Below are 23,280 nucleotides of genomic sequence, written 5' to 3'. Positions count from 1 at the left end.
ATTGACGCCCCGAGGTCGTCTCTCCGATCATCTTCATACGTGGATGACATCTACATACAGAGACAAGGGGTGCGCGCCCGACCCTGCTCGACCGCCGGACTCGACCTCGTAGGAGCCGCCCTGTGACCCGCGACCGCGACCTCACCCTCACGGCCGTCCGCCTGACGCCGATCCTGGTCGCCGACCCGCCGCTGCTCAACACCCAGGGCGTGCACCAGCCGTACACCCCCCGCCTGATCGTCGAGGTGGAGACCGCCGACGGCGTCACCGGGGTCGGCGAGACCTACGGCGACGCCAAGTACCTGGAGCTGGCCCGTCCGTTCGCCGACAAGCTGGTCGGCCGTCAGGTCTCGGACCTCAACGGTCTGTTCGCCCTAGCCGACGAGGTCGCCGTCGACTCCTCCCGGGTCTCCGGACAGGTCGACGTCGGCGGGCTGCGGGGCGTCCAGACCGCCGACAAGCTGCGGCTGTCCGTCGTCTCCGGCTTCGAGGTCGCCTGCCTCGACGCCCTCGGCAAGGCGCTCGGCCTGCCCGTGCACGCCCTGCTCGGCGGCAAGGTCCGCGACGCCGTCGAGTACAGCGCCTACCTCTTCTACAAGTGGGCCGGCCACCCCGAGGGCGTGGCGGCCGAGAAGGACGACTGGGGCGCCGCCCTCGACCCGGCCGGAGTCGTCGCCCAGGCCCGCGCCTTCACCGAGCGGTACGGCTTCACCTCCTTCAAGCTCAAGGGCGGCGTCTTCCCGCCCAAGGAGGAGATCGCCGCGATCAGGGCCCTCGCCGAGGCGTTCCCCGGCCACCCGCTGCGCCTGGACCCCAACGGCGCCTGGTCCGTGGCGACCTCCCTCGAGGTCGCGGCGGAACTCGGGGACGTCCTGGAGTACCTGGAGGACCCCGCGCTCGGCACCCCGGCGATGGCCGAGGTCGCCGCCAGGACCGGGGTGCCGCTGGCGACCAACATGTGTGTGACGACGTTCGCCGAGATCCAGGAGGCGTTCACCCGGGGCGCCGTGCAGGTCGTGCTCTCCGACCACCACTACTGGGGCGGACTGCGCAACACCCAGCAACTGGCCGCCGTATGCCGCACCTTCGGCGTCGGCGTCTCCATGCACTCCAACACCCACCTGGGCATCAGCCTCGCCGCCATGACCCACGTGGCGGCCACCGTGCCGAACCTCCACCACGCCTGCGACTCCCACTACCCCTGGCAGTCCGAGGACGTGCTCACCGAACGCCTCACCTTCGACGGCGGCAAGGTCGCCGTCTCCGACGCCCCCGGCCTCGGCGTCGAACTCGACCGCGAGCGCCTGGCGTTCCTGCACCGGCGCTGGCTCGACGACGACGGCACGCTCCGCGACCGCGACGACGCGGCGGCGATGCGGGTCGCCGAGCCGGAATGGGTCACTCCGTCCGTGCCGCGCTGGTGAACCGCCGCGCCCGTGGCGGGTAGCGGCCCGTGTCGTCGGTGGCTTGGTGCACACTGGCGGGGTCCGCACCATGCCAGGGAGCACACCGTGACAGCGTCCGACGTGCCCGACGCGACCGACGTGCCCGTCATGCCGGCCGACGAGAGAACGCACCGCCACGTCCCGCCCGAGGGATCGCACCGCCAGCCCCAGGTCGATCCCCTCGCCGGTCTGCGCACGTCGCAGGACCCGCCCTGGGACGTGTATCTGACCGGCACCGTCTTCCTCGACGTGATCTTCACCGGGCTCGACTCCGCCCCGGTGCGCGGGACCGAGTCCTGGGCCCGGGGGATGGGATCGAGCCCGGGCGGCATCGCCAACATGGCGACCGCGCTGGCCCGTCTCGGCCTGCGCACCTCGCTGGCCGCCGCGTTCGGCGACGACCACTACGGCGACTACTGCTGGGACGCCCTGTCCCGGGGCGAGGGCATCGACCTGACCTCCTCGCGCACCGTGCCCGGCTGGCACTCGCCGGTGACGGTCTCCATGGCGTACGAGGGGGAGCGCACGATGGTCTCGCACGGCCACGAGCCGCCGCCCGAGGAGCCGTCCCCCGACTGCCCGCCCGGCGCCCGCGCCGCCGTCGCCTCCCTCGCGCCCGGCGTCAGCGCCCCCTGGATCGCCCGGGCCGCCGCCCGCGGCACCCGGGTCTTCGCCGACGTCGGCTGGGACGACACCGGCGCCTGGGACCTGGCCGCGCTGCCCGACCTGGCGCACTGCGAGGCGTTCCTGCCCAACGCGGAGGAGGCCATGCGCTACACCGGCGCCACCTGCCCCCGCGCCGCCGCGCACGCCCTGACCGAGCACGTGCCGCTCGCCGTGGTCACCCTCGGCGCGGACGGCGCCTACGCGGTGGACCGGCGTACGGGGGAGAGCGCCGAGGTCCCGGCGATCGAGGTCGAGGCCCTGGACCCGACCGGCGCCGGGGACGTGTTCGTCGCCGGGTTCGTCACCGGCACCCTGGCCGGCTGGCCGCTCGCCGACCGCCTGGCCTTCGCCGGGCTGACCGCCGCCCTCTCCGTCCAGGAGTTCGGCGGCTCGCTGTCGGCGCCGGGCTGGTGCGAGATCGCCACCTGGTGGCGCGAGGTCCGGTCCCTGGAGGACCAGGACCCGGCGGCCCTCAGCCGCTACGCCTTCCTGGCCGGTCTCGTCCCGGACGACCTGGTGTCCCCGGCACCGTGGCCCCTGCGCCGCGCGGTCCCCACCATCGGTTTCCGCCCCCCGAAGCCCTGACGCCGCCCCTCAGAACCCGAGCCGCCGCAGCTGCTTGGGGTCGCGCTGCCAGTCCTTGGCGACCTTGTCGTGCAGGTCGAGGCTGTGCCGATGTGCGGCTACCGCCGCGGGGCCGGGGTGCGGGCGGGGCGTGGGTGTGCCGACCGGTCGGGCGGCCGTTTCACGGGCGCCGCCGCGCGGGGCCGGGGCCCTTGGACCCGGGCGTGGTCAGAACCCGAGCCGTCGCAGTTGCTTGGGGTCGCGCTGCCAGTCCTTGGCGACCTTCACGTGCAGGTCCAGGAAGACCGGGGTACCGAGGAGTGCCTCGATCTGTTTGCGGGACTTGATGCCGACGTCCTTCAGGCGCTTGCCCTTGGGGCCGATGATGATGCCCTTCTGGCTGGGGCGCTCGATGTAGACGTTGGCGTGGATGTCCAGGAGCGGCTTGTCCGCGGGGCGGTCCTCGCGCGGGAGCATCTCCTCCACGACCACCGCGATGGAGTGCGGCAGCTCGTCCCGTACGCCCTCCAGCGCCGCCTCCCGGATCAGCTCGGCGACCATGACCTGCTCGGGCTCGTCGGTCAGGTCGCCCTCGGGGTAGAGCGCCGGGCCCTCGGGCAGCAGCGGGGTGAGGAGGTCGGCGAGCAGGTCCACCTGCTGGTTCGCCGTGGCGGACACCGGGACGATCTCCGCCCAGGTGATCCCCAGCTCCTTGCCCAGCTGGTCGACCGCGATCAGCTGCTCGGCCAGCGTCTTGGAATCCACCAGGTCGGTCTTGGTGACGATCGCGACCTTCGGGGTCTTCCTGATCCCGGCCAGCTCCTTGGCGATGAAGCGGTCGCCGGGGCCCAGCTTCTCGTTCGCCGGCAGGCAGAAGCCGATCACGTCCACCTCGGCCCACGTGGTGCGCACCACGTCGTTCAGCCGCTCGCCCAGCAGCGTGCGCGGCTTGTGCAGCCCCGGGGTGTCCACCAGGATCAGCTGGGCGTCCTCGCGGTGCACGATGCCCCGCACGGTGTGCCGGGTGGTCTGGGGGCGGTTCGAGGTGATCGCCACCTTCTGCCCGACCAGAGCGTTCGTGAGGGTGGACTTGCCCGCGTTGGGACGGCCCACGAAGCAGGCGAAGCCGGCCCGGTGAACAGCCTCGGCCGGTTCTTCGGATGACTGGGTACGAACGCTCATGGCGCCCATTCTCCCTGATCCCCGGAGCCCCGCCGTACCACCGTCGCCCACCGGGCCCGCGAACGTCAGCCCGCGCTCACCGTGGCCCGCACCGTCCCGTCGGGCGAGGCCACCAGCACCGGGGTCCCCGGCCCGCCCAGGTCCCGCACCGCCGCCCGGTCCTCCGCCGACGCCGACCCGGACTCGGTCACCACGGCCGCCGCCTCCAGCGACTTCGCGCCGGACGCCACCGCCATCGCCACCGCCGTACGCAGCGCGCTGAGCTTCAGGGAGTCCAGGGCGACCGTACCGGCGACGTACGTACGGCCGGTCTCGTCGCGTACGGCCGCGCCCTCGGGCACGCCGTTGCGGGCGCGGGCCGAGCGGGCCAGGGTGACGATCTTGCGGTCCTCGGGGTCGAGGTCGGGAGTTTCGGTCATGGGGGTGAGCATACGGAGCCCCACCGGACGCCGTGGGGCCCCGGGTGCCCCGGGCGGGCTCAGGGGCGGTCGAGGCGGAGCCGCTCCGCGCGCGGCAGACCGGCGACGACCAGGTCGTACGAGTCCTCGACCAGCTCCCGGACGACGCGGTCCGGCAGCTCGCCGCCGGGTCCGCCGGCCACCGTCACCGTGTTCCAGTGCCGCTTGTTCATGTGCCAGCCCGGCACGATCAGCTCGGGATGCTCGCGGCGCAGCCGGATCGCGTCGTCCGGGTCGCACTTGAGGTTGACGGTGAGCGGGCGCCCGTCCAGCGAGGTCAGCGCGAACATCTTGCCCAGCACCTTGAAGACCGAGATCTCCGGGCTGAAGGGGAAGTCCTCCACCGCGGCGTTGAAGGACAGACACAGGCCGCGCAGCTCCCCGGGGGTCATTCCGGTACCGCCTCCTCGGCCGGCTTCGCCGCGGCGACCGGCTCCACCAGCACTGTCACGATCTTGTTCCGGCGGCCCGCGGCGGCCTCCGCCGTCAGCCGCAGCTCCCGGCCGTCCGGAAGCTCCACGATCGACGAGGCCCCGGCGATCGGGACGCGGCCCAGCGCCTTCGCCAGCAGGCCGCCCACCGTCTCCACATCCTCGTCGTCGTACTCGTCCAGGCCGTACAGCTCGCCCAGGTCGCCGATGTCCAGGCGCGCGGTGACCCGGAAACGGTCCTCGCCCAGCTCCTCCACCGGCGGCAGCTCCCGGTCGTACTCGTCGGTGATCTCGCCGACGATCTCCTCCAGGATGTCCTCGATGGTGACGATGCCGGCCGTGCCGCCGTACTCGTCGATGACGACGGCGACGTGGTTGCGTTCCTTCTGCATCTCGCGCAGCAGGTCACCGGCGTTCTTGGTGTCCGGCACGAAGGACGCGGGACGCATCGCGGTGGAGACCAGGTCGCTCTCCGCGTCCCGGCTGATGTGCGTCCTGCGGACCAGGTCCTTCAGGTACACGATGCCGACGATGTCGTCCTCGCTGTCGCCGGTGACCGGGATGCGGGAGAAACCGGAGCGCAGGGCGAGGGTGAGGGCCTGCCGGATGGTCTTGTAGCGCTCGATGACGACCAGGTCGGTGCGCGGCACCATGACCTCCCGCACGAGCGTGTCGCCCAGCTCGAACACCGAGTGCACCATGCGGCGCTCCTCGGCCTCGATCAGCGACTCCTTCTCGGCGTAGTCCACCAGCGCCCGCAGCTCCGCCTCGGAGGCGAAGGGACCGCGGCGAAAGCCCTTGCCGGGGGTGAGCGCGTTGCCGATGAGGATCAGCAGCGACGGGATCGGGCCCATGATCCGGGCCAGCGGCAGCAGCACGTACGCCGCCGCGGTCGCCGTGTTCAGCGGGTGCTGGCGGCCGATGGTGCGCGGGGAGACGCCGACCGCGACGTACGAGACGAGCACCATCACCGCGATCGCGACGAGCAGGGCCTCGGTGGTGTTCGCGAACTCCTTCAGACAGGCGTACGTGACCAGCGCGGCGGCCGCCATCTCGCAGGCGACGCGGACCAGCAGCGCCACGTTGAGGTAGCGCGTCGGGTCGGCGGCGACCTGCGCGAGCTTCTCGCCGCCCCGGCGCCCGGACCGGACCGCCTCCTCGGCACGGAAGCTGGAGACCCTCGCGAGCCCCGCCTCCGCGCACGCGGCCAGCCAGGCGACCACCACCAGGGCGACGGCACCGGCGACGAGCGGGAAACTCATGAGACCGTCGGGGCCGGAGACGGGCCGGTCAGGCCCCGCTCCGCACGCCAGCCGTCCACGATGGCGGCCTGCAGACCGAACATCTCGGCCTTCTCGTCCGGCTCCTCGTGGTCGTACCCGAGCAGGTGCAGCACCCCGTGGACGGTCAGGAGCTGCAGCTCCTCGTCCATGGAGTGCTGCGTCGGCGCCTCGGTGCCCTGCTTGGCGGCGACCTCCGGACAGAGCACGATGTCGCCGAGCAGCCCCTGCGGCGCCTCCTCCTCGTCCTTGGACGGCGGGCGCAGCTCGTCCATCGGGAAGGACATCACGTCGGTGGGACCCGGCAGGTCCATCCACTGGATGTGCAGCTGCTCCATGGCACCGGCGTCCACGACGATCACCGACAGTTCGGAGAGCGGGTGGATGCGCATCCGCGCGAGTGCGTAGCGGGCGATGTCGAGGATCGCCTGCTCGTCGACCTCGGTTCCGGACTCGTTGTTGACGTCGATCGACATGGTCGTGCTGGTCTACTTCCCCTTGGCCTTGGCACCGTGTCTCGGTGTCCGGCCGCCGTTGTGGCCGCCGTTCTCGGTGCCGTTCCTGCTGTCGTACTGCTCGTAGGCGTCGACGATACGGCCCACCAGCTTGTGCCGGACGACGTCGTGCGACGTGAGCCGGGAGAAGTGGACGTCCTCGACGCCCTCCAGGATCTCCTGCACCTGCCGCAGACCCGACTTCGTGCCGCCCGGCAGGTCGACCTGGGTCACGTCACCCGTGATCACGATCTTCGATTCGAAGCCGAGCCGGGTGAGGAACATCTTCATCTGCTCGGGGCTGGTGTTCTGGGCCTCGTCCAGGATGATGAAGGCGTCGTTCAGCGTGCGGCCGCGCATGTACGCCAGCGGCGCGACCTCGATCGTGCCCGCCGCCATCAGCCGCGGGATCGAGTCGGGGTCGAGCATGTCGTGCAGCGCGTCGTACAGCGGGCGCAGATACGGGTCGATCTTCTCGTAGAGCGTGCCCGGCAGGAAGCCGAGGCGCTCACCGGCCTCGACCGCGGGGCGGGTCAGGATGATGCGGTTGACCTGCTTGGACTGCAGGGCCTGCACCGCCTTGGCCATCGCCAGGTAGGTCTTGCCGGTGCCCGCCGGGCCGATGCCGAAGACGATGGTGTGCTTGTCGATCGCGTCGACGTACCGCTTCTGGTTCAGCGTCTTGGGGCGGATGGTGCGGCCTCGCGAGGACAGGATGTTCTGCGTGAGCACCTCGGCCGGGGTCTCCTGGCCGTCGCTCTCCCCGTTCTCGCTCGCCTTGAGCATGGCGATCGAGCGTTCCACTGCGTCCTCCGTCATCGGCTGCCCGGTGCGCAGCACCAGCATCATCTCGTCGAACACGCGCTGTACGAGGGCCACCTCATGGGTGTCGCCGACGGCGCTGATCTCATTGCCCCGGACGTGGATGTCGGCCGCCGGGAAGGCCTTCTCGATCACGCGCAGGAGGGAGTCTCCGGAGCCCAGTACGGTCACCATGGGGTGCTGGGCGGGGACGCTGATCCGTGCGCTCGCCTGCCCCTGCGCGGGGGCTTGGCCTGAGGGTGTCTGAGTCATGGGCCGGCGCTCTAGGCCTGCTCGTCCTCCTCTGCGGCGTGGCGCCGCGTGACGGGTGTGTCTGCTGTCTCCAGCGTACGACTCCCCGCCGACAGCACCGAGGGGTTTATCCGACCGGTGTCCGCCGCTGCCCGGCGAGCAGGTCCCGGAACCAGCCGTAGGACGCCTTGGGCGTGCGCGCGAGCGTCGTGAAGTCCACGTGGACCAGTCCGAAGCGGCGGGCGTACCCCTCGGCCCACTCGAAGTTGTCCAGGAGCGACCACACGAAGTAACCGCGCACGTCCACGCCCGCCTCGAGAGCCCGGTGCAGGGCGCGCACGTGCCCGTCGAGGTAGGCGATGCGGTCCCGGTCGTCGAGGCCGTCGTAGGAGCAGCCGTTCTCCGTGATCACGACCGGCGGGAGGCGGTCGCCGTAGCGGTCGCGGAAGCCGGTGAGCAGCTCCGTCAGCCCTTCCGGGACCACGGGCCAGCCGAAGTCCGTCAGCGGCCTGCCTTCGATCTCGCGCACCGAGAAGGGCAGTTCGGCCGGGAGTGTCACCCCGCCGAACTCGATCTCCGCGCCCTGCGGGGCGCCCACCCGGGTCGGCGCGTAGTAGTTCACGCCGTACCAGTCCAGCGGCTCGGCGATGATCTCCAGGTCGGCCTCGACCCTTTCGGCGGAGCCGGGCATCAGCTCACCGATGCCCTCTGGGTACCGCCCGGTGAGGACCGGGTCGGCGAACATCCGGTTCAGCAGGAGGTCGTAGAAGTCCGCCGCCTCCCGGTCGGCCGGGTCGTCCGAGGCGGGCCAGGTCGGGCCGTGCGAGTTGGCGATCCCGACGTCCGTGGCCCCGGACGCGCGCAGCGCCCGTACGGCCAGGCCGTGCGCGAGCAGCTGGTGGTGGGCGGCCGGGAGGGCGTCGAACAGCAGCTCGCGCCCGGGGGCGTGGACGCCCAGGGCGTGGCCGAGCAGGGTGTGCTCGGCGGGCTCGTTGAGGGTGATCCACTTGCCGACCCGGTCGCCGAGGCGCCCCGCGACGACCGACACGTACTGGGCGAACCGGGCGGCCGTGTCCCGCTCCAGCCAGTCCAGGCCCGCCGGCAGGTCCCAGTGGAAGAGCGTCGGCACCGGCCGCACGCCCGCCGCGCACAGCTCGTCCACCAGGCGGTCGTAGAAGTCCAGGCCGCCGGGGGAGTCCACCCGGGGCCAGGAGACCGAGAAGCGGTAGGCGTCCACGCCGAGGTCCGCGAGGAGGGCGACGTCCTCGCGGTAGCGGTGGTAGTGGTCGCAGGCCACCGCCGCCGTCGAGCCGTCCTTCACCCGCCCGGGCCCGGCCGTGAAGGCGTCCCACACGGACGGCCCCCGCAGCTCGGCCGCACCCTCGATCTGGTGCGCGGACGTGGACACGCCCCACAGGAAGCCGTCCGGGAACCGCGGCATCGGGTTCGACGGCATCGCGTCAGTGGCCATGCGCGGATCATCCGCACCCCCGGTGAGGGAAGTCAACGCCCTTGCACCCGGGCGGCGTTAAGCCCCTTCCTTCAGCACCCGCGAGATCAGCCTGCGCTGCTCGTCGGTGAGCCGGGGATCGGCGGCGTACACCGTCCTCCCGTCCACGGTGAGCTGGTAGCTGAACCCGTCCGGCACCCCGACCGGCGGCGTGCTCCGGCCGTCGGCGACCGCCCGCTCGGCCAGGGCGTGCCACTCGTCCGCGTCGGGGCGTCCCGCGGTCTCGACCTCCGCGTGGCGTTCGATGCCCGCGAAGCCTCCTGTGCGCCTCACCTGAATCCGCATGGACCCGTGTCTAGTACGGAACTACGACGTCCGCACCCCGACCCGCTCCCAGGCCTTGCGGACCGCCTCCAGCTCGTCCGCGTCGCCGTAGCGCTCCCGGGCGGCCTTCAGCGTCAGCGTCGCGAAGTCCGTGAACAGCGCGTCCTCGGCCAGCTCGCCGCCGGTCAGCACGTCGTACCAGATCTGCCCGGCCCGCTCCCAGGCGTGCCCGCCGAGGGCGGTGGCGAGGAGGTAGAAGGCGTGGTTGGGGATGCCGGAGTTGATGTGCACGCCGCCGTTGTCGCGGCCGGTGCGCACGAAGTCGTCCATCGTCGCGGGCTGCGGGTCCTTGCCGAGCACGTCGTCGTCGTAGGCCGTGCCCGGCGCCTTCATGGAGCGCAGCGCCTCGCCCGTCACGCGCGGGGCGAGCAGCCCGGCGCCGATCAGCCAGTCGGCCTCGGCGGCGGTCTGGCCCAGCGAGTACTGCTTGATGAGCGAGCCGAAGACGTCCGACACCGACTCGTTGAGGGCGCCCGGCTGGCCGTAGTAGGTCAGGTTGGCGGTGTGCTGGGTGACGCCGTGGGTCAGCTCGTGGCCGATCACGTCCAGAGCGATGGTGAAGTCGAGGAAGATTTCCCCGTCCCCGTCACCGAAGACCATCTGCTCGCCGTTCCAGAACGCGTTGTTGTACTCGCGGTCGTAGTGCACGGTCGCGTCCAGCGGCAGGCCGGCGCCGTCGATGGAGTCGCGCCGGTACACCTTGAGGTAGTGCTCGAAGGTGGCGCCCAGGCCCGCGTAGGCGCGGTTCACGGTGGCGTCCTGGCCGGGCTCCTCGCCCTCGGCGCGCACCTGGCGGCCGGGCAGGTCGGTGCCGTGCCGGGCGTCGTAGATCGTGCGCTGCGGCTTCTCGGCCTCGGCGCCCGCGCGCGGGGCCACGGAGGGGGCGCCGATGACCGTGGTCAGACCGCGGCGGGTGCGTTCGAGGGCGTCGCGCTGGAGGGTGCGGCGGGCCGGACCGGCGAGCACCGGGTCCGTGTTCCGGGCGAGCCGGTCGAGGACGTGGGGCGGCACGATGGTGCAGAAGACGGGCTGGAAGCCCCCGTATGTCGTCATGTCCGGCACTTTCGCACTGCGTGACCGTACTGTCACTACTCGCGACCACGATGGGTGCAAAGCGGTGCCAAGCTGCCCCCACGACCCGGCCGGAAGTGGTATACGGCACTTTTTGTCCCGGTTCTCCCCTCGGTCCCGCATACTGATACGGACCCGCGTGACCCGCGTGACTCGGCTAAGGTGCTGGGCATCATGCGATTCGGGCTGCTTCTCCTTAGCTGCCGCGGCGAGGGCCTGTAGAGGCCGACTCCCTCCCCGCGGAGCTTGGTGGTGCCGTCGGCCGTCCTTCCGGACACGCGGACGTCGCGGACACCGCCGAGATTCGCGGACATCACGAGGAGCCCACGCCATCATGGCCAACCGCCAGCAGCCCAGCCCCATGCCGACCGCCAAGTACCGAGGCTACGAGCAGGTCGACATCGCCGACCGCACCTGGCCGAACCAGCGGATCACCACCGCTCCCCGCTGGCTCTCCACCGACCTGCGCGACGGCAACCAGGCCCTGATCGACCCCATGTCGCCGGTCCGCAAGCGCGCCATGTTCGACCTGCTGGTCAAGATGGGCTACAAGGAGATCGAGGTCGGCTTCCCGGCCTCCGGCCAGACCGACTTCGACTTCGTACGCTCCATCATCGAGGAGCCCGGCGCCATCCCGGACGACGTCACCATCTCCGTCCTGACCCAGGCCCGCGAGGACCTGATCGAGCGCACGGTGGAGTCCCTGAAGGGCGCCAAGCGGGCCACCGTCCACCTGTACAACGCGACCGCCCCCGTCTTCCGCCGGGTCGTCTTCCGCGGCTCGCGCGACGACATCAAGCAGATCGCGGTCGACGGCACCCGCCTGGTCATGGAGTACGCCGAGAAACTGCTGGGCCCCGAGACGGAGTTCGGCTACCAGTACAGCCCCGAGATCTTCACCGACACCGAGCTGGACTTCGCCCTGGAGGTCTGCGAGGCGGTGATGGACACCTACCAGCCCGGTCCCGGCCGCGAGATCATCCTCAACCTGCCCGCCACCGTGGAGCGTTCGACGCCGTCCACGCACGCCGACCGCTTCGAGTGGATGTGCCGCAACCTGTCCCGCCGCGAGCACGTCTGCCTGTCCGTCCACCCGCACAACGACCGCGGTACGGCGGTGGCGGCGGCCGAGCTGGCGGTCATGGCCGGCGCGGACCGCGTCGAGGGCTGCCTGTTCGGGCAGGGCGAGCGCACCGGCAACGTCGACCTGGTCACCCTGGGCATGAACCTGTTCTCCCAGGGCGTCGACCCGCAGATCGACTTCTCCGACATCGACGAGATCCGTCGCACGTGGGAGTACTGCAACCAGATGGAGGTCCACCCGCGCCACCCGTACGTGGGCGACCTGGTCTACACGTCCTTCTCCGGCTCCCACCAGGACGCCATCAAGAAGGGCTTCGACGCCATGGAGGCCGACGCGAAGGCCAAGGGCGTCACCGTCGACGACATCGAGTGGGCGGTCCCGTACCTGCCGATCGACCCCAAGGACGTCGGCCGCTCCTACGAGGCCGTCATCCGCGTCAACTCGCAGTCCGGCAAGGGCGGCATCGCCTACGTCCTGAAGAACGACCACAGCCTGGACCTGCCGCGCCGGATGCAGATCGAGTTCTCGAAGCTCATCCAGGCCAAGACCGACGCCGAGGGCGGCGAGATCACGCCGACCGCGATCTGGGACGTCTTCCAGGACGAGTACCTGCCCAACCCGGACAACCCCTGGGGCCGCATCCAGGTCGCCAACGGGCAGACCACGACCGACCGCGACGGCGTCGACACCCTCACCGTCGAGGCCACGGTCGACGGCACGGAGACCACCCTGGTCGGCACCGGCAACGGCCCGATCTCGGCGTTCTTCCACGCGCTGCAGGGCGTCGGCATCGACGTACGGCTGCTGGACTACCAGGAGCACACGATGAGCGAGGGCGCCTCCGCGCAGGCCGCCTCCTACATCGAGTGCGCCATCGGCGACAAGGTGCTGTGGGGCATCGGAATCGACGCGAACACCACGCGCGCCTCGCTGAAGGCCATCGTCTCCGCCGTCAACCGCGCGGCTCGCTGACCAGCCGAATCAGCGGTTTGAGGTCCCGCCCACCGGAAATCGGTGGGCGGGACCCCGTCATATACCGGCCATATATCTGTGATGGTCACGGAAAGGTCTCGTCCTGGGTACTGACTCCACGTCGGTGATGTGGCTAACATCACGCCAGCGCGACGATGCTGTCGCGCCGTTACGGAGGTGCGACGTGCTGCCTGGACGGGGACGAACCAGCCGAGCTGCCCGGCTGCCACGCATCCTGGGCACCCGCACCGCGTGGACGCCCGTCGGCGACGGCGAGTTCTTCTGCCCCGGCTGCGGCGGCGACCGCAACTACACGCGGCTCACCGGCCGCCGCCGCTTCACCCTGCTCGGCGTGCCCGTGCTGCCCCGCGGCGAGTCCGCGCCGACCGTCGAGTGCGCGGCCTGCCGCCGCCACTACGGCACCGACGTCCTCGACCACCCGACCACCACCCGCTTCTCCGCGATGCTCCGCGACGCCGTCCACACGGTCGCCCTCGCGGTCCTCACCGCGGGCGGCACCTGCTCCCGCACCTCGCTGGAGACCGCGACCGTCGCGGTGCGCGCGGCCGGCTTCGAGGACTGCACCGAGGACCAGCTGAACGCGCTCGTGGAGGCGCTGGAGGCGGACACCGGCCGGGTCCGCGGCGAACCCTGCGTGCCGGGCCTGGCGATAGAACTGCACGAGGCGCTGGACCCGCTGGCACCGCACCTCGCCGCCGTCGGCCGCGAGTCGATCCTGCTCCAGGGTGCCCGCATCGCCCTGGCCGACGGCCCCTACACCCCCGCCGAGCGCGACGCCCTGGCCACCGTCGGCGCGGCCCTGACCCTCTGCTCCGACGACGTCACCCGCCTCCTGGAGTCCGCGGGCACGCCGTCCTAGTCCGGCTGGGTCCGGCTAGTCCGGCGCGAGGTCCAGCCGCATGATCTGGCGGTGCATGCCCGGGCCGAAGTAGTCCGGGCGCAGGCCGCCGTCGGGTTCCTCGGGGCGGAAGCCCAGGGAACGGTAGAGGAAGATGGCGGCGAGGTTGGCGGGTTCCACGGTGAGGCGGACCACCTGTATGCCGTCCCGGCGCAACCGGCTCAGCACCTCCCGCATCAGCTCCCGGCCCAGCCCGTGGCGGCGCCGGTCCTGGGTCACGCACAGCCCGAGTATCCAGCTGTCCGCACCGAGCGTCCGGGTGGCGGCCAGCACGTAGCCGCGCAGCCGGCCCGTGCCGTCGTCGAGGACCAGGAAGTGCTCCTCGTACATGTCGAAGAGCTGGCGCAGCAGGAACCCGGGATAGGCGAAGTCCTGGAAGACCTCCTCGTCCAGCCGCCGCAGTTCCGGCAGATCGGACTCCCGTGCCGTGCGCAGGTCCAGTGGCAGGTCGTCCGGTGGCAGGCCGGGGCGGGTGAGCTGGTCGTGGTGGTCGAGGGAACGTTCCAGCGGTTCGGCGGTCATGCAACCCCCTGGTCAGACTGCGTCAACTCGTGGACACCCGCCCCGCTCACGATCGAGTGACGGACTCATGTGGCGGCCGGTGTCGGCTTCTGGCTAGAGTGAGCGTCCAACTTCCCTCATGCAAGGGCGAGTTCGGGTGTGCGACCATGCGCCCGACGTGCGCCGGGCGGATGAGGATGGCGTATTCACCCACTGTTTCGTAGTGGCCGTGTCACTTACCGTGAACGGTAGTGGGGGTTTGTCCAAAATCGAATGGAACGTGGCAGGGTGACTATGGATCGCAACGCCGACGCACCGTGGTCGAAGTTCGATCCAGAGGTGTACGTCGACAACAACTACCGGACGCCACTCGAAGTGGACCTGCTGATCGTCCGGTTGATGCGCGACTACTTCACCCGCTGCTTCGAGGGAGCCCCCCCGCGCTCCGCGCGCGGCATCGACGTCGGCGCCGGGGCGAACCTGTACCCCGCCCTGTCCATGCTGCCCTGGTGCGAGCGGCTGCTCCTGCTGGAGTACGCCCACCCGAACGTCGAGTACCTGGAGAAGCAGGTCGCCCCGGCCGGGTACGACATCGCCTGGGACCCCTTCTGGGACGTGCTGCGCGAGGTTCCCGCCTACGCCGCCGTGGAGCCCAGGCCGCGGGTCAGCGAGATCGTCGGCGTGGAGCGCGGCAACCTGTTCGACCTGGAGGGCGGGGACCGGCGCTGGTCGCTGGGGACCATGTTCTTCGTCGCCGACTCCATGTCCGAGGCACCCGAGGAGTTCCACCGGGGCGTGCGCTGCTTCATGAACGCGCTCGACGAGGGAGCGCCGTTCGCCGCCGCCTTCATGAAGGAGTCCGTCGGCTACCGCGTCGGCGCACACGACTACCCGGCCTACCGGGTGAACGAGGAAACGGTCCGACTGAGCCTGGAGCCGTTCACCGGGGAGCTGGAGATCCACGATCTGCACCACTCGGTGCGGCCGGGGCACGAGGGAATGCTCCTCGCCCTGGGACGGCGCAATTCGGCGATTGCCGCCCCGTAGGAACGGGGACATGCTCAACGGGGACCATCGCAACGGGGACGTGCCGAACACAGGGCAACGAGGTCTGTACGAGGGGTGCGGGGATGCAGATCAAGCCACGGCAGCACCTGCTGGACATCTGGCAGGCCATGGCCCGTCATTCGTTCGACGACGGGAAGCTCGTCCGGGGGGACACCGACGGACTGAGCAGCGTCGCGGACGCCGAACGCCTGCTCTGCCTGCTGTATCCGGCCACCGAGGTCCCCGCCTTCCGGCTCGACCAGCCGGACACCACCGAACGTGACGTCCTGCGCGCCCTGGACCGGGTCGGCAGCCGGCTGGAGATCCCGCCCAACCTGATCGCCGCGCTGACCCAGTTCATGCGCACCCACACCGGCACGGACGACAGCCCCACCTTCTCCGGCGGCCACTACTTCCGCCCCTCCGAGCCCGACGGCACGGTCAGCCACGCACAGCGCCAGCTGGGCGTGGTCGACTCCTACTCCATGTCCGTCACGCTCTGCCTGGCCACCCTCGGCTTCCTCAAGGTCTACGAGGGCACCACCACCCGGCCCGAGGTCCTGAAGGCCATCGCCGAGCTGCGGGACGCCACCAACGCCCGGCTGACCGCCGCGATGGTCAGCCTGCTGCGGTCCTTCTCCGTGAACGTCTTCGACGCCGAGTCGGAGCAGGGCAAGCGGCTGATCCAGGTCATCGGCCAGGGCGGGCAGTCCGACCGGATCGTCCTCCAGCAGTTCTCCCGCCGGTTACGCCCGCTGCGCGCCACCATCATCGAGAGCCTCTCCAGAGGCATCCAGGTCGACGAGGGCATCCGCGACGAGAGCCAGCTCTTCGAGTGCGGCTGGGCCTGGGGCATCGTCAAGGACGCCCCGAAGATCACCGACCTGACCGCCGACGTCGCCGGCCAGCCCGACGGCATCGCCGACCGGCTGCCCTACGTGTACTTCACCGTCGTCGCCCTCGACGGCATCCAGGACCTGTTCTCCGACCGCACCCTCACCCTCGGCCTGCTCGACGAGGACCAGCAGAAACTCGCCGAGATGCTGCGCCTGCGCTGGGAGCTGAGCCAGCAGTACTGGTCGGCGATCGCCCGCTTCGGCGGCGAGCGCTGGCCCCTGGAGGACCTGCCCTGGCAGACCACCGGCCTGCGCCTGGAGTCCGAGTACTTCTCCCTGACCGTCGCGGCCATCCTCGTCCACGACCTGGTCCGCCGGAAGGCCACCGACGACGACCTCACCCGCACCGTCGCCATCATGGAGCGCCTCGCCGACCGGGGCCGGGTCACCAGCCGCATGACCAAGAACGACCCGACCCTCCTGCTGCACACCCCCGGCGTCACGATGCCGCTCGCCGGGTCCGAGCGCGCCGGCGGCCAACTCCTGTGGCGGATGACCGACTTCTCCGCCCAGCTCCTCAAGCGGATCATCCAGCTCGCCGAACTCTCCCGGAACATCGGCGCCCAGGACCGCCTGCTCCGTCTCGCCGAGCAGTCCTTCGAGCACCTGTGGAAACGGCGCATCGACGAGGAGGAGGGGCTCGGCCTCTGGGACAACATCCAGGCCGTCTACCCCGAAGCCCAGGACGCCGGACTGCGCATGTCCTGGAGCATCACCGAGCGCGTCACCGAATGCCTCGTCGCCGCCCGCATCCTGTACGAGCAGGAGCCCATCCGCAGCCCCGAACTGGCCGAACTGGCCCGGGAACTGCTCAGTGAGGCCACCCACCTGTTCGGCAGGGAGCAGTTGGAGGCGTCCGCCGCCGCCGACGGGGCGAGAGCCAGGGCCATGCGGAGCATCGAGAGCCGTCTCGACCACGCCCGCAGCCTGGTCGACGAACGGCCCGCGACCGCCTTCGCGCTGGCCCTGCCCGTGCTCCAGGAACTCGACACCCTGGCCCAGGCCAGGGGCGCCGCCGCCCAGGAGGTGTGAGCGTGCTGGTCTTCGCCGCCTCCGACAAGGGAGGCACGGGACGCTCGGTGACCAGCGCCAACCTGGCCTACCAGCGCGCCCTCACCGGTGACCACGTGGCCTACGTCGACTTCGACTTCGGCTCACCCACCGCCGCCGCCGTCTTCGACGTGCCCAGTGCCATGCGCGGCACCGAGGAGCGCGGCCTGCACTCCTACCTGGAGGGCGAGACCTCGGAACCGGTCCGCATCGACGTCTGGCGGGAGACCGAGCACCCCCTGCTGCGCGCCCGCCCCAACCAGTCCGGCCGCCTGGTGCTGTTCCCCGGCGACGCGGGCGGCGGCGAGTTCGCCACCGGCGAGGAGGCCCTGGAGCGCTGCGTCGACCTGCTGCTCAAGCTCAACGGCGAGTTCGACGTCACCTTCGTCGACCTCAGCGCGGGCCGCAGCTACGCCGTCGACATGGTCCTCGACGCCACCGCCCACCCCCGGATGCGCAACATCCCCTTCCGCTGGCTGGTCTTCCACCGCTGGACCCGCCAGCACGTCATCGCCGCCTCCGGCCTGGTCCACGCCGAGCACGGCATCATCGGCGGCGGCGTCGACCGCGGCCACGACGAGGACGAGCTGCGCGCCGCGATCCGCTTCGTGCGGGCCGCCGTACCCGACCCCGAGTCGCCCCTGTGGGCCCAGGGCTCGACCGCCCAGGCCACCTGGATGCAGGCGTGCGACGAGGCTTTACGCAGGCTCGCCGCCGAACAGCGCATCGGCGACAGCGTCGTCCTCGGCATCGTGCCGCTGGAGCCCATCCTCCAGTGGCAGGAGCAGCTGATCACCGAGGAAGACGTCCTCTCCACCCAGATAGCGAACAAGGAGACCCTGGAGGCGCTGGAGGAGATCGCCCGGCGCCTGACGGACGACACCCACTGGGGGCGGCTGTGACGGAGCCCGTGTTCCGCGAGACCGCCGCCGAGCCGCGCACCCAGTCCGTGCCGCTGGCCCACCTCTCCGTGGAGCTGGGCCACCTCTACATGGAGGACTTCGAGGCCGGACCCGAACGGCTGCGCGCGCACTTCGCCGAAGTACGGCCCTGGGTGGAGGCGGCCCGCACCGCCGCCACCGCCCGGGCCGGCGGCAAGCGGCCCCGGATCAGCACCTGCTTCCTCATCGACGACTACTTCACCCGCTTCTCCACCCCCGCCGAGGTCGTGCCCATGCTCCTCGCGGAGGCCGAGCGGGCCGGACTGAGCGTCGACTACCTGGCCCGCGAGTCCGGCTGCGCCGTCACCGGCAAGGTGCCCGTCGCCGAGGCGGTCGCCGCCCGCATCGTCGAGTCACCGCCGCCCGGCAGCTACGGCCTGCGCCCGCCCGCCGCGCAGACCGGCTGGCTCGCCAACGGCGAACGCAGCCCCGTCGCCCGCGCCCCGCAGGCCATGAAGCGCGCCGTGGCCTGGCAGCCCCCGCACGAGACCGCGGCCCGCCGCCACTCCGTCTTCCTCGACGTCGAGCTGTGGAGCGACGACGCCGACGGGCAGCGCCTGTGGTCCTGCCCGTTCCTCGCCGCCGTGTGGCAGCTCGCCCGCCTCGGACTCCTGCGCAACGAGGGCGAGGCCGTCCTCGCCCCTCAGCCGCACACCGCCACCGGCTTCCCCGACAAGTGGGACGAGCTGCCCACCCTGCTGAAGCTCAACGAGCGCGCGGACCCCTTCGCCGCCTACCGCACCTGCTCCGTCCTGCCCACCCGGTTCCTCCCCGTCGAGCACGCCGTCCGCGTGATCCTCGACCAGATCGAGGTCGACCCGGGAGCACTGGCGCAGGTCGCCGACCGCTCCGGGAAGGAACGCATGCCCGTCCCCGACTCGGTCGCCGACCGCATCTCCTACGTGTACTACTCGGGGCCCTGACATGGCGCCGCGGCAGAGCACCCCGCCCGCCGTCCTCGCCTGCGGCGAGATCCGCACCTGCCTGCTGCCTGCCCGGCAGGCCCTCGACATCCGCTCCGCCGCCCAGCTCCTCGGCCTGCGTGCCGACGAACGCGTGCTGCTCTCCGAGCGCCCCGGCCTCTACGCGCGTTCCCCCGAGACCCTCACCGGCGTCGACTGCCCGCTGCCCAGCGCCAACGGCGCCCGCGTCCGCGCCGTCGGCACCGTCACCGCGCACGCCTCGCTCACCGAGGGCCGCGTCCTGCAGACCTCCGCGCACTGCCGCCTGCCCGGCACCGGCCCCGACCAGCGGCGGCCCTGGGGCGAGTACCTGGTGCGGCCCGGAGTCGTCGAGCCACTCGGCAAGCTCCCCCGCGAGGCGGTCGCGCAGGGCGTCCTCGGCGGCCCGCGCCACGGCGACCTCGACGTCGGACTCATCGCCGACGGCCTGCTCACCCGGGTCCTGCGCCACCCCCTGCTGGACCAGCGTCCGCCCTTCCGCTCCCGCCCCACCCGGCTGCGCTGGGCGGCCCTGCCCGCGGCCCCGGGCGAGGGCCCCTCGCTGGAACGGTTCACCCTCGCCGAGGACGAACTGCGCACCGTACGCCTGCGCGTGCCCGAGGGCACCACGGGCGCCGAACTCGCCGCGCTCTGTGACGATCTGGCCCTGCACGACTGGCTGCTCACCACCGTCGTCCGCATGCTCGACGGCCTCCGCCTCGGCGCCGGAGCCGCCCACGACGCCGGTGCCGTGGTGCGGACGTTGCGCCCGGCCGTCGACCACCTGCTCCACCTGTGGATGCCCGGCGCCCGGGTCGGCCGCGAACTGGCCGCGCTGTGGGACCCGCTGGAGGAACGCCCCGGCTTCACCCGGCAGTGGCAGGCCCTGGTGCAGCGCATCCGCGACCAGCTCACCCTGCACGCCATCCCCGCAGCCCACCGGGAGGTGGAACCGGCTCCCTGACCGAGCCCCGCCGTCCGGCACGCGCACCACCGCACGCCCGTCACCGCACGCACGTCCCCGCACGATCCGACGCGTATCCCAACGGGGGGAGAGAGCGAGATGAGCACGGCAGAGTCACCCCGACCCGACGACACGCCCCGCACGAGCAACCCGATCGACCCGAGGGGGGAGTCCCCCTGGGCCCGCATGCTGCTGGTCGCCCTGGTCGTCGGCGGCCTGTTCTGGAGTGTCGCGGCCCTGCTCGACCCGGACGACGGCACCCTGCGGCAGTTCGTGGCCGCCGTGCTGTGCGCCGCCGCCGCACTCACCGTCCAGTACGTCCTCGGCCTGGCCCCGCGCCCGGCACCGGACCGGCCGGAGGAGCACACCCGGCTGGAGGAGCACACCCGGCGGGTGGAGGAGGCCCTGGCCGAGAACACCGCCGCCGTACGCGACGGCCTCAGCCGGTACGACACCGAGCTGAAGTCGGGCCTCACCCGGCACACCGAGGACGTCAAGCAGCTGGTCGAGACCCACGTCACCCAGGCCGACCACCGGTCCGCCGAGGCCCCGCGCCCGCTGGACCCGGTCCGCATCGACAGCGTGCCCGACCTGGCCAAGGGGTTCGCCGACGTCCTGCTGCCCAGCCCCTCCATCCTGCACACCTTCGTCCACCTGGAGATGAACCGGGTGGTCGGCCACATGGCGGACCTCACCAACCTGAGCGCCGAGTGCCCCGGCGAGAACCACGACTGGATGCTCACCCTCACCAAGGCGGCCGAGCAGTCCATCCTCGCCACCAGCACCTCCGTCGACCGGGAGTTCTGGACCAGCGAGCCCGCCGGGCGCTACCTCGACGCCCAGCAGGCGGCCATCGACGAACAGGGCGTCGCGGTACGCCGCCTGTTCCTGCTGGAGAGCGCCCGCGAACTCGACGACCGGCTGCTGCGGCTGTGCGAGGAGCAGGAGCTGCGCCGCATCGACGTCCGCGTGGCGGTCCTGCCGGAACTGCCCCCGCACCTCCAGCGCGGCACCACCAACGACTTCATCCTCTACGACGAGGAGGTGTCGTTCGAGATCGAGCAGGACCTGCGGGACGTCAACGTCCGCACCCGGCTCACCGCGCGCCAGGACTACGTGCGCGACCGGCTCAAGCGCTTCAGGGAACTCTGGGACGCCGGCATGGGCCTGCGCGAGCTGGAGGTGCGCGTCGACGACGAGGAGGACGGCAACTGGATGGTCGACCGGGGCTGACCGCCGCCGTACTCCCTGGGGAGTAACGGTGGCCCCGCGTCTCCCCGGGCAGTAGCCCGAGGCTCGCCCTCACGCCCGACGCGTCGCAGCCCCGCCGCCGGAAGTCTGGAGACCGACCCAGACATCCACCGGAGGGAGGCCCGTCAGATGGGGGCCACTACGACAGGCGCGGGGCGGCGGCGGGCCGTGCCCTGGCTGGTGCTCGGACTGTGGATCGCCGTGCTGGCGATCGCCTCGCCGTTCGCGGCGAAACTCGGGGACGTGCAGCGCGACCGCGCCGTCGACTACCTGCCGGCGAGCGCCGACTCGACGCAGGTCGCCAAGATCCAGGAGCGGCTGCCGGGCGGCGAGGCCACCGAGATGGTCCTCGTCTACCACCGCGACGCCGGACTGACCGCCGCCGACCGGGCCACCGCCGCCGAGCAGGTCGCCGAGATCGCCGCCGCGCACGAACTGACCGGCCGCCCGCAGGGCATCCCGTCCAAGGACGGCACGACCCTCATGTACCCGGTGGCCTCCACCGAGCCAGGCACGGACGAGAAGGCCCGCGACGCGCTCGTCAACGACGTACGGGACATCGCCCGAGGGGGCGACGGGCTCGGCGTCGAGGTCGGCGGCTCCGGAGCGCTCGCCACCGACGCCTCCGAGGTCTACAACTCCCTCGACGGCCCGCTGCTCTACACCACCGCCGGCGTGGTCGCCCTCCTCCTGATCCTCATCTACCGCAGCCCCTTCCTGTGGCTGGTGCCGCTCGCCGTCGCCGGACTCGCCGACTACCTCTCCATGGGCGTCGCCTACGGCCTCAACCAGACGTTCGGCACCGCCGTCTCCGGCCAGAGCAGCGGCATCATGACCATCCTCGTCTTCGGCGTCGGCACCGACTACGCGCTGCTGCTGGTCTCCCGCTACCGCGAGGAACTGCGCCGCGTGGAGCGGCCGTACGACGCGATGGTCGCCGCCCTGCGCGGCTGCGGTCCCGCCGTGCTCGCCTCCTCCGGCACCGTCGCCGCCGGGCTGCTGTGCCTGCTCGCCGCCGACCTCAACTCCAGCCGGGGCATGGGCCCGCTCGGCACCGTCGGCGTGCTGTGCGCGCTGGCCGCCATGCTGACCCTGCTGCCCGCGCTGCTGGTGCTGCTCGGACGCCGCGTCTTCTGGCCGCTGGTGCCCCGCTACGGCAGCACCCCCAAGGCCCGCCGCTCGCTGTTCACCGCGATGGGCGGCTCCGCCGAACGCCGGCCCCGCACCGTCCTGGTGGGCGGCGCGGTCCTGCTCGGCGCGCTGGCGCTGGGCGCGTTCGCCCTGCCCGGCAACCTCAAGCAGGAGGACACCTTCACCACCCGCCCCGACGCGATCGCCGCGATGGAGACCCTCGCCGACGCCTACCCGGAGTCCGGCACCCAGCCGATCAGTGTCATCAGCCCCACCGACCGCGCCGAGGCCGCGCTCACCGAGATCCGCGCCACCGAGGGCGTCGAGAGCGTCGAGACAGGACGCAGTGGCGGCGGCTGGACCGAGCTGACCGTACTGGCCTCCGCGCCGCCCCAGTCGGCCGCCGAGACCGCCACCATCGAGTCCCTGCGCGACCAGCTCGACGGTTCCTACGTCGGCGGCCCCAGCGCCGAGCAGATCGACCTGGAGGACACCAACTCCCGGGACACCGCCATCGTCGTACCGATCGTGCTGCTCTCGGTCCTGCTGATCCTCACGGTGCTGCTGCGCTCGCTGGTCGCGCCGCTGATCCTGGTCGCCGCCGTCGTCGCCGTGTGGGGCGCGGCCCTCGGCATCGGCGGACTCGTCTTCGAGCCCCTCTTCGGCTTCGAGGGCACCGACCCCGGGCTCGGTCTGCTCTCCTTCGTCTTCCTGGTCGCCCTCGGCGTCGACTACGGCATCTTCCTGATGCACCGGATGCGCGAGGAGTCCCTGAACGGCGCCGAACCCACCGAGGCCGCCCTGTCCGCGCTGCGCACCACCGGCGGCGTCATCGCCTCGGCCGGGCTGGTCCTCGCGGCCACCTTCGCCGTGCTCACCAGCATGCCGATGGTGCAGCTGGTCGAGCTGGGCTTCGTCATCGCGGTCGGCGTCCTGCTCGACACCTTCCTCGTCCGCACCTACCTGGTCACCAGCGCGAGCGTCGCGCTGCGGCGCCGGGTGTGGTGGCCGGGGCGGCTGTCCCGGGAGCCCGGACGCCCCGCGCCGGACGACCTCCGGGAGCCCGTCGGTGTCTGAGCCGCCCGGCCACCGGAACGCGCCCCTC

General features: G+C 71.7%; 21 protein-coding genes. 11 read left to right on the top strand and 10 right to left on the bottom strand.

Features of this window, described 5'->3' with window-relative positions; all coding sequences use genetic code 11:
* Nucleotides 1–122: 122 nt before the first annotated feature.
* Both ACGH52_RS13205 and ACGH52_RS13200 read left to right on the top strand, forming a co-directional pair.
* Nucleotides 123–1,424 (top strand): glucarate dehydratase family protein, encoded by a 1,302-nt coding sequence (locus ACGH52_RS13205; RefSeq protein WP_121704706.1) that lies wholly within the window; start codon nt 123–125, stop codon nt 1,422–1,424.
* Between the two features lie 129 nt (nt 1,425–1,553).
* The gene (locus ACGH52_RS13200) at nt 1,554–2,696 is read left to right on the top strand and encodes a carbohydrate kinase family protein (protein WP_238697026.1); all 1,143 of its coding nucleotides are present in this window, start codon (nt 1,554–1,556) and stop codon (nt 2,694–2,696) included.
* Between the two features lie 207 nt (nt 2,697–2,903).
* Here the strand turns inward: ACGH52_RS13200 and era are convergent, their stop codons facing one another.
* From era to ACGH52_RS13155, 9 genes are all read right to left on the bottom strand, one after another.
* Nucleotides 2,904–3,857, bottom strand: a complete 954-nt coding sequence (era, locus tag ACGH52_RS13195) for a GTPase Era (protein ID WP_059302590.1) — start codon at nt 3,855–3,857, stop codon at nt 2,904–2,906.
* Between the two features lie 65 nt (nt 3,858–3,922).
* Complete coding sequence (locus ACGH52_RS13190; RefSeq protein ID WP_059302591.1) at nt 3,923–4,276, bottom strand: cytidine deaminase; 354 nt, start codon at nt 4,274–4,276, stop codon at nt 3,923–3,925.
* Between the two features lie 59 nt (nt 4,277–4,335).
* On the bottom strand, nt 4,336–4,707 hold the full coding sequence (locus ACGH52_RS13185) for an MmcQ/YjbR family DNA-binding protein (RefSeq protein WP_059302556.1): 372 nt from the start codon (nt 4,705–4,707) through the stop codon (nt 4,336–4,338).
* Nucleotides 4,704–6,008: a hemolysin family protein gene (locus ACGH52_RS13180; protein ID WP_121704705.1), complete on the bottom strand. Its 1,305-nt coding sequence runs from the start codon at nt 6,006–6,008 to the stop codon at nt 4,704–4,706. Before ACGH52_RS13180 ends, ACGH52_RS13185 begins: the two co-directional genes overlap by 4 nt.
* Nucleotides 6,005–6,502 carry an rRNA maturation RNase YbeY gene (gene ybeY, locus ACGH52_RS13175; RefSeq protein WP_059302558.1) on the bottom strand — a complete coding sequence of 166 codons (498 nt, stop codon included), beginning with the start codon at nt 6,500–6,502 and terminating at the stop codon, nt 6,005–6,007. Before ybeY ends, ACGH52_RS13180 begins: the two co-directional genes overlap by 4 nt.
* Nucleotides 6,503–6,514: 12 nt before the next feature.
* The gene (locus ACGH52_RS13170; RefSeq protein WP_121704704.1) at nt 6,515–7,594 is read right to left on the bottom strand and encodes a PhoH family protein; all 1,080 of its coding nucleotides are present in this window, start codon (nt 7,592–7,594) and stop codon (nt 6,515–6,517) included.
* A 106-nt stretch (nt 7,595–7,700) separates the two neighbouring features.
* Entirely contained in the window at nt 7,701–9,044 is a 1,344-nt protein-coding gene (locus tag ACGH52_RS13165; protein WP_399939262.1) for a GH1 family beta-glucosidase, read from the bottom strand.
* 57 nt (nt 9,045–9,101) lie between these two features.
* On the bottom strand, nt 9,102–9,368 hold the full coding sequence (locus ACGH52_RS13160) for a protealysin inhibitor emfourin (RefSeq protein WP_030181000.1): 267 nt from the start codon (nt 9,366–9,368) through the stop codon (nt 9,102–9,104).
* 21 nt (nt 9,369–9,389) lie between these two features.
* Nucleotides 9,390–10,460 (bottom strand): M4 family metallopeptidase, encoded by a 1,071-nt coding sequence (locus ACGH52_RS13155; RefSeq protein ID WP_059302561.1) that lies wholly within the window; start codon nt 10,458–10,460, stop codon nt 9,390–9,392.
* 352 nt (nt 10,461–10,812) lie between these two features.
* Between ACGH52_RS13155 and leuA the strand changes: the two genes are divergently transcribed.
* A complete protein-coding gene (gene leuA / locus ACGH52_RS13150) occupies nt 10,813–12,534 on the top strand; it encodes a 2-isopropylmalate synthase (protein ID WP_399939258.1) in 1,722 nt (573 codons plus the stop codon).
* Between the two features lie 184 nt (nt 12,535–12,718).
* Nucleotides 12,719–13,414, top strand: coding sequence for a TerB family tellurite resistance protein (locus ACGH52_RS13145; protein ID WP_059302563.1), 696 nt, complete (start codon nt 12,719–12,721; stop codon nt 13,412–13,414).
* Nucleotides 13,415–13,429: 15 nt separating this feature from the next.
* Here the strand turns inward: ACGH52_RS13145 and ACGH52_RS13140 are convergent, their stop codons facing one another.
* Nucleotides 13,430–13,975 (bottom strand): N-acetyltransferase, encoded by a 546-nt coding sequence (locus ACGH52_RS13140; RefSeq protein WP_076974267.1) that lies wholly within the window; start codon nt 13,973–13,975, stop codon nt 13,430–13,432.
* A gap of 252 nt (nt 13,976–14,227) precedes the next feature.
* Between ACGH52_RS13140 and ACGH52_RS13135 the strand changes: the two genes are divergently transcribed.
* The 7 genes from ACGH52_RS13135 (at nt 14,228) to ACGH52_RS13105 (ending at nt 23,252) form a co-directional block, all read left to right on the top strand.
* The gene (locus ACGH52_RS13135) at nt 14,228–15,001 is read left to right on the top strand and encodes an SCO2525 family SAM-dependent methyltransferase (protein WP_059302565.1); all 774 of its coding nucleotides are present in this window, start codon (nt 14,228–14,230) and stop codon (nt 14,999–15,001) included.
* Nucleotides 15,002–15,084: 83 nt separating this feature from the next.
* Entirely contained in the window at nt 15,085–16,929 is a 1,845-nt protein-coding gene (locus tag ACGH52_RS13130; protein WP_059302566.1) for an SCO2524 family protein, read from the top strand.
* 2 nt (nt 16,930–16,931) lie between these two features.
* Nucleotides 16,932–17,849 (top strand): SCO2523 family variant P-loop protein, encoded by a 918-nt coding sequence (locus ACGH52_RS13125; protein WP_399946731.1) that lies wholly within the window; start codon nt 16,932–16,934, stop codon nt 17,847–17,849.
* A complete protein-coding gene (locus ACGH52_RS13120; RefSeq protein ID WP_193777923.1) occupies nt 17,846–18,811 on the top strand; it encodes an SCO2522 family protein in 966 nt (321 codons plus the stop codon). The genes ACGH52_RS13125 and ACGH52_RS13120 overlap by 4 nt, the downstream gene beginning before the upstream one ends.
* A gap of 1 nt (nt 18,812) precedes the next feature.
* Complete coding sequence (locus ACGH52_RS13115) at nt 18,813–19,793, top strand: SCO2521 family protein (RefSeq protein WP_121704702.1); 981 nt, start codon at nt 18,813–18,815, stop codon at nt 19,791–19,793.
* A 99-nt stretch (nt 19,794–19,892) separates the two neighbouring features.
* The gene (locus ACGH52_RS13110) at nt 19,893–21,026 is read left to right on the top strand and encodes a hypothetical protein (protein ID WP_121704701.1); all 1,134 of its coding nucleotides are present in this window, start codon (nt 19,893–19,895) and stop codon (nt 21,024–21,026) included.
* 147 nt (nt 21,027–21,173) lie between these two features.
* On the top strand, nt 21,174–23,252 hold the full coding sequence (locus ACGH52_RS13105) for an MMPL family transporter (protein WP_399939251.1): 2,079 nt from the start codon (nt 21,174–21,176) through the stop codon (nt 23,250–23,252).
* Nucleotides 23,253–23,280: the final 28 nt, after the last annotated feature.

The organism is Streptomyces sp. BBFR25 (assembly GCF_044590125.1).
Taxonomy (GTDB): Bacteria; Actinomycetota; Actinomycetes; order Streptomycetales; family Streptomycetaceae; genus Streptomyces; species Streptomyces canus_D.
This window is presented reverse-complemented; position numbering and strand designations above follow the sequence as displayed.

What these genes read in the sequence shown, in the direction of transcription:
- ACGH52_RS13155 (WP_059302561.1), bottom strand. Translation starts at nt 10,460, where the DNA reads ATGACGACATACGGGGGCTTCCAGCCCGTCTTCTGCACCATCGTGCCG.
- ybeY (WP_059302558.1), bottom strand. Translation starts at nt 6,502, where the DNA reads ATGTCGATCGACGTCAACAACGAGTCCGGAACCGAGGTCGACGAGCAG.
- ACGH52_RS13190 (WP_059302591.1), bottom strand. Translation starts at nt 4,276, where the DNA reads ATGACCGAAACTCCCGACCTCGACCCCGAGGACCGCAAGATCGTCACC.
- ACGH52_RS13185 (WP_059302556.1), bottom strand. Translation starts at nt 4,707, where the DNA reads ATGACCCCCGGGGAGCTGCGCGGCCTGTGTCTGTCCTTCAACGCCGCG.
- era (WP_059302590.1), bottom strand. Translation starts at nt 3,857, where the DNA reads ATGAGCGTTCGTACCCAGTCATCCGAAGAACCGGCCGAGGCTGTTCAC.
- ACGH52_RS13160 (WP_030181000.1), bottom strand. Translation starts at nt 9,368, where the DNA reads ATGCGGATTCAGGTGAGGCGCACAGGAGGCTTCGCGGGCATCGAACGC.
- ACGH52_RS13140 (WP_076974267.1), bottom strand. Translation starts at nt 13,975, where the DNA reads ATGACCGCCGAACCGCTGGAACGTTCCCTCGACCACCACGACCAGCTC.
- ACGH52_RS13135 (WP_059302565.1), top strand. Translation starts at nt 14,228, where the DNA reads ATGGAACGTGGCAGGGTGACTATGGATCGCAACGCCGACGCACCGTGG.
- ACGH52_RS13200 (WP_238697026.1), top strand. Translation starts at nt 1,554, where the DNA reads ATGCCGGCCGACGAGAGAACGCACCGCCACGTCCCGCCCGAGGGATCG.
- ACGH52_RS13165 (WP_399939262.1), bottom strand. Translation starts at nt 9,044, where the DNA reads ATGGCCACTGACGCGATGCCGTCGAACCCGATGCCGCGGTTCCCGGAC.
- leuA (WP_399939258.1), top strand. Translation starts at nt 10,813, where the DNA reads ATGGCCAACCGCCAGCAGCCCAGCCCCATGCCGACCGCCAAGTACCGA.
- ACGH52_RS13110 (WP_121704701.1), top strand. Translation starts at nt 19,893, where the DNA reads ATGAGCACGGCAGAGTCACCCCGACCCGACGACACGCCCCGCACGAGC.
- ACGH52_RS13170 (WP_121704704.1), bottom strand. Translation starts at nt 7,594, where the DNA reads ATGACTCAGACACCCTCAGGCCAAGCCCCCGCGCAGGGGCAGGCGAGC.
- ACGH52_RS13105 (WP_399939251.1), top strand. Translation starts at nt 21,174, where the DNA reads ATGGGGGCCACTACGACAGGCGCGGGGCGGCGGCGGGCCGTGCCCTGG.
- ACGH52_RS13115 (WP_121704702.1), top strand. Translation starts at nt 18,813, where the DNA reads ATGGCGCCGCGGCAGAGCACCCCGCCCGCCGTCCTCGCCTGCGGCGAG.
- ACGH52_RS13180 (WP_121704705.1), bottom strand. Translation starts at nt 6,008, where the DNA reads ATGAGTTTCCCGCTCGTCGCCGGTGCCGTCGCCCTGGTGGTGGTCGCC.
- ACGH52_RS13130 (WP_059302566.1), top strand. Translation starts at nt 15,085, where the DNA reads ATGCAGATCAAGCCACGGCAGCACCTGCTGGACATCTGGCAGGCCATG.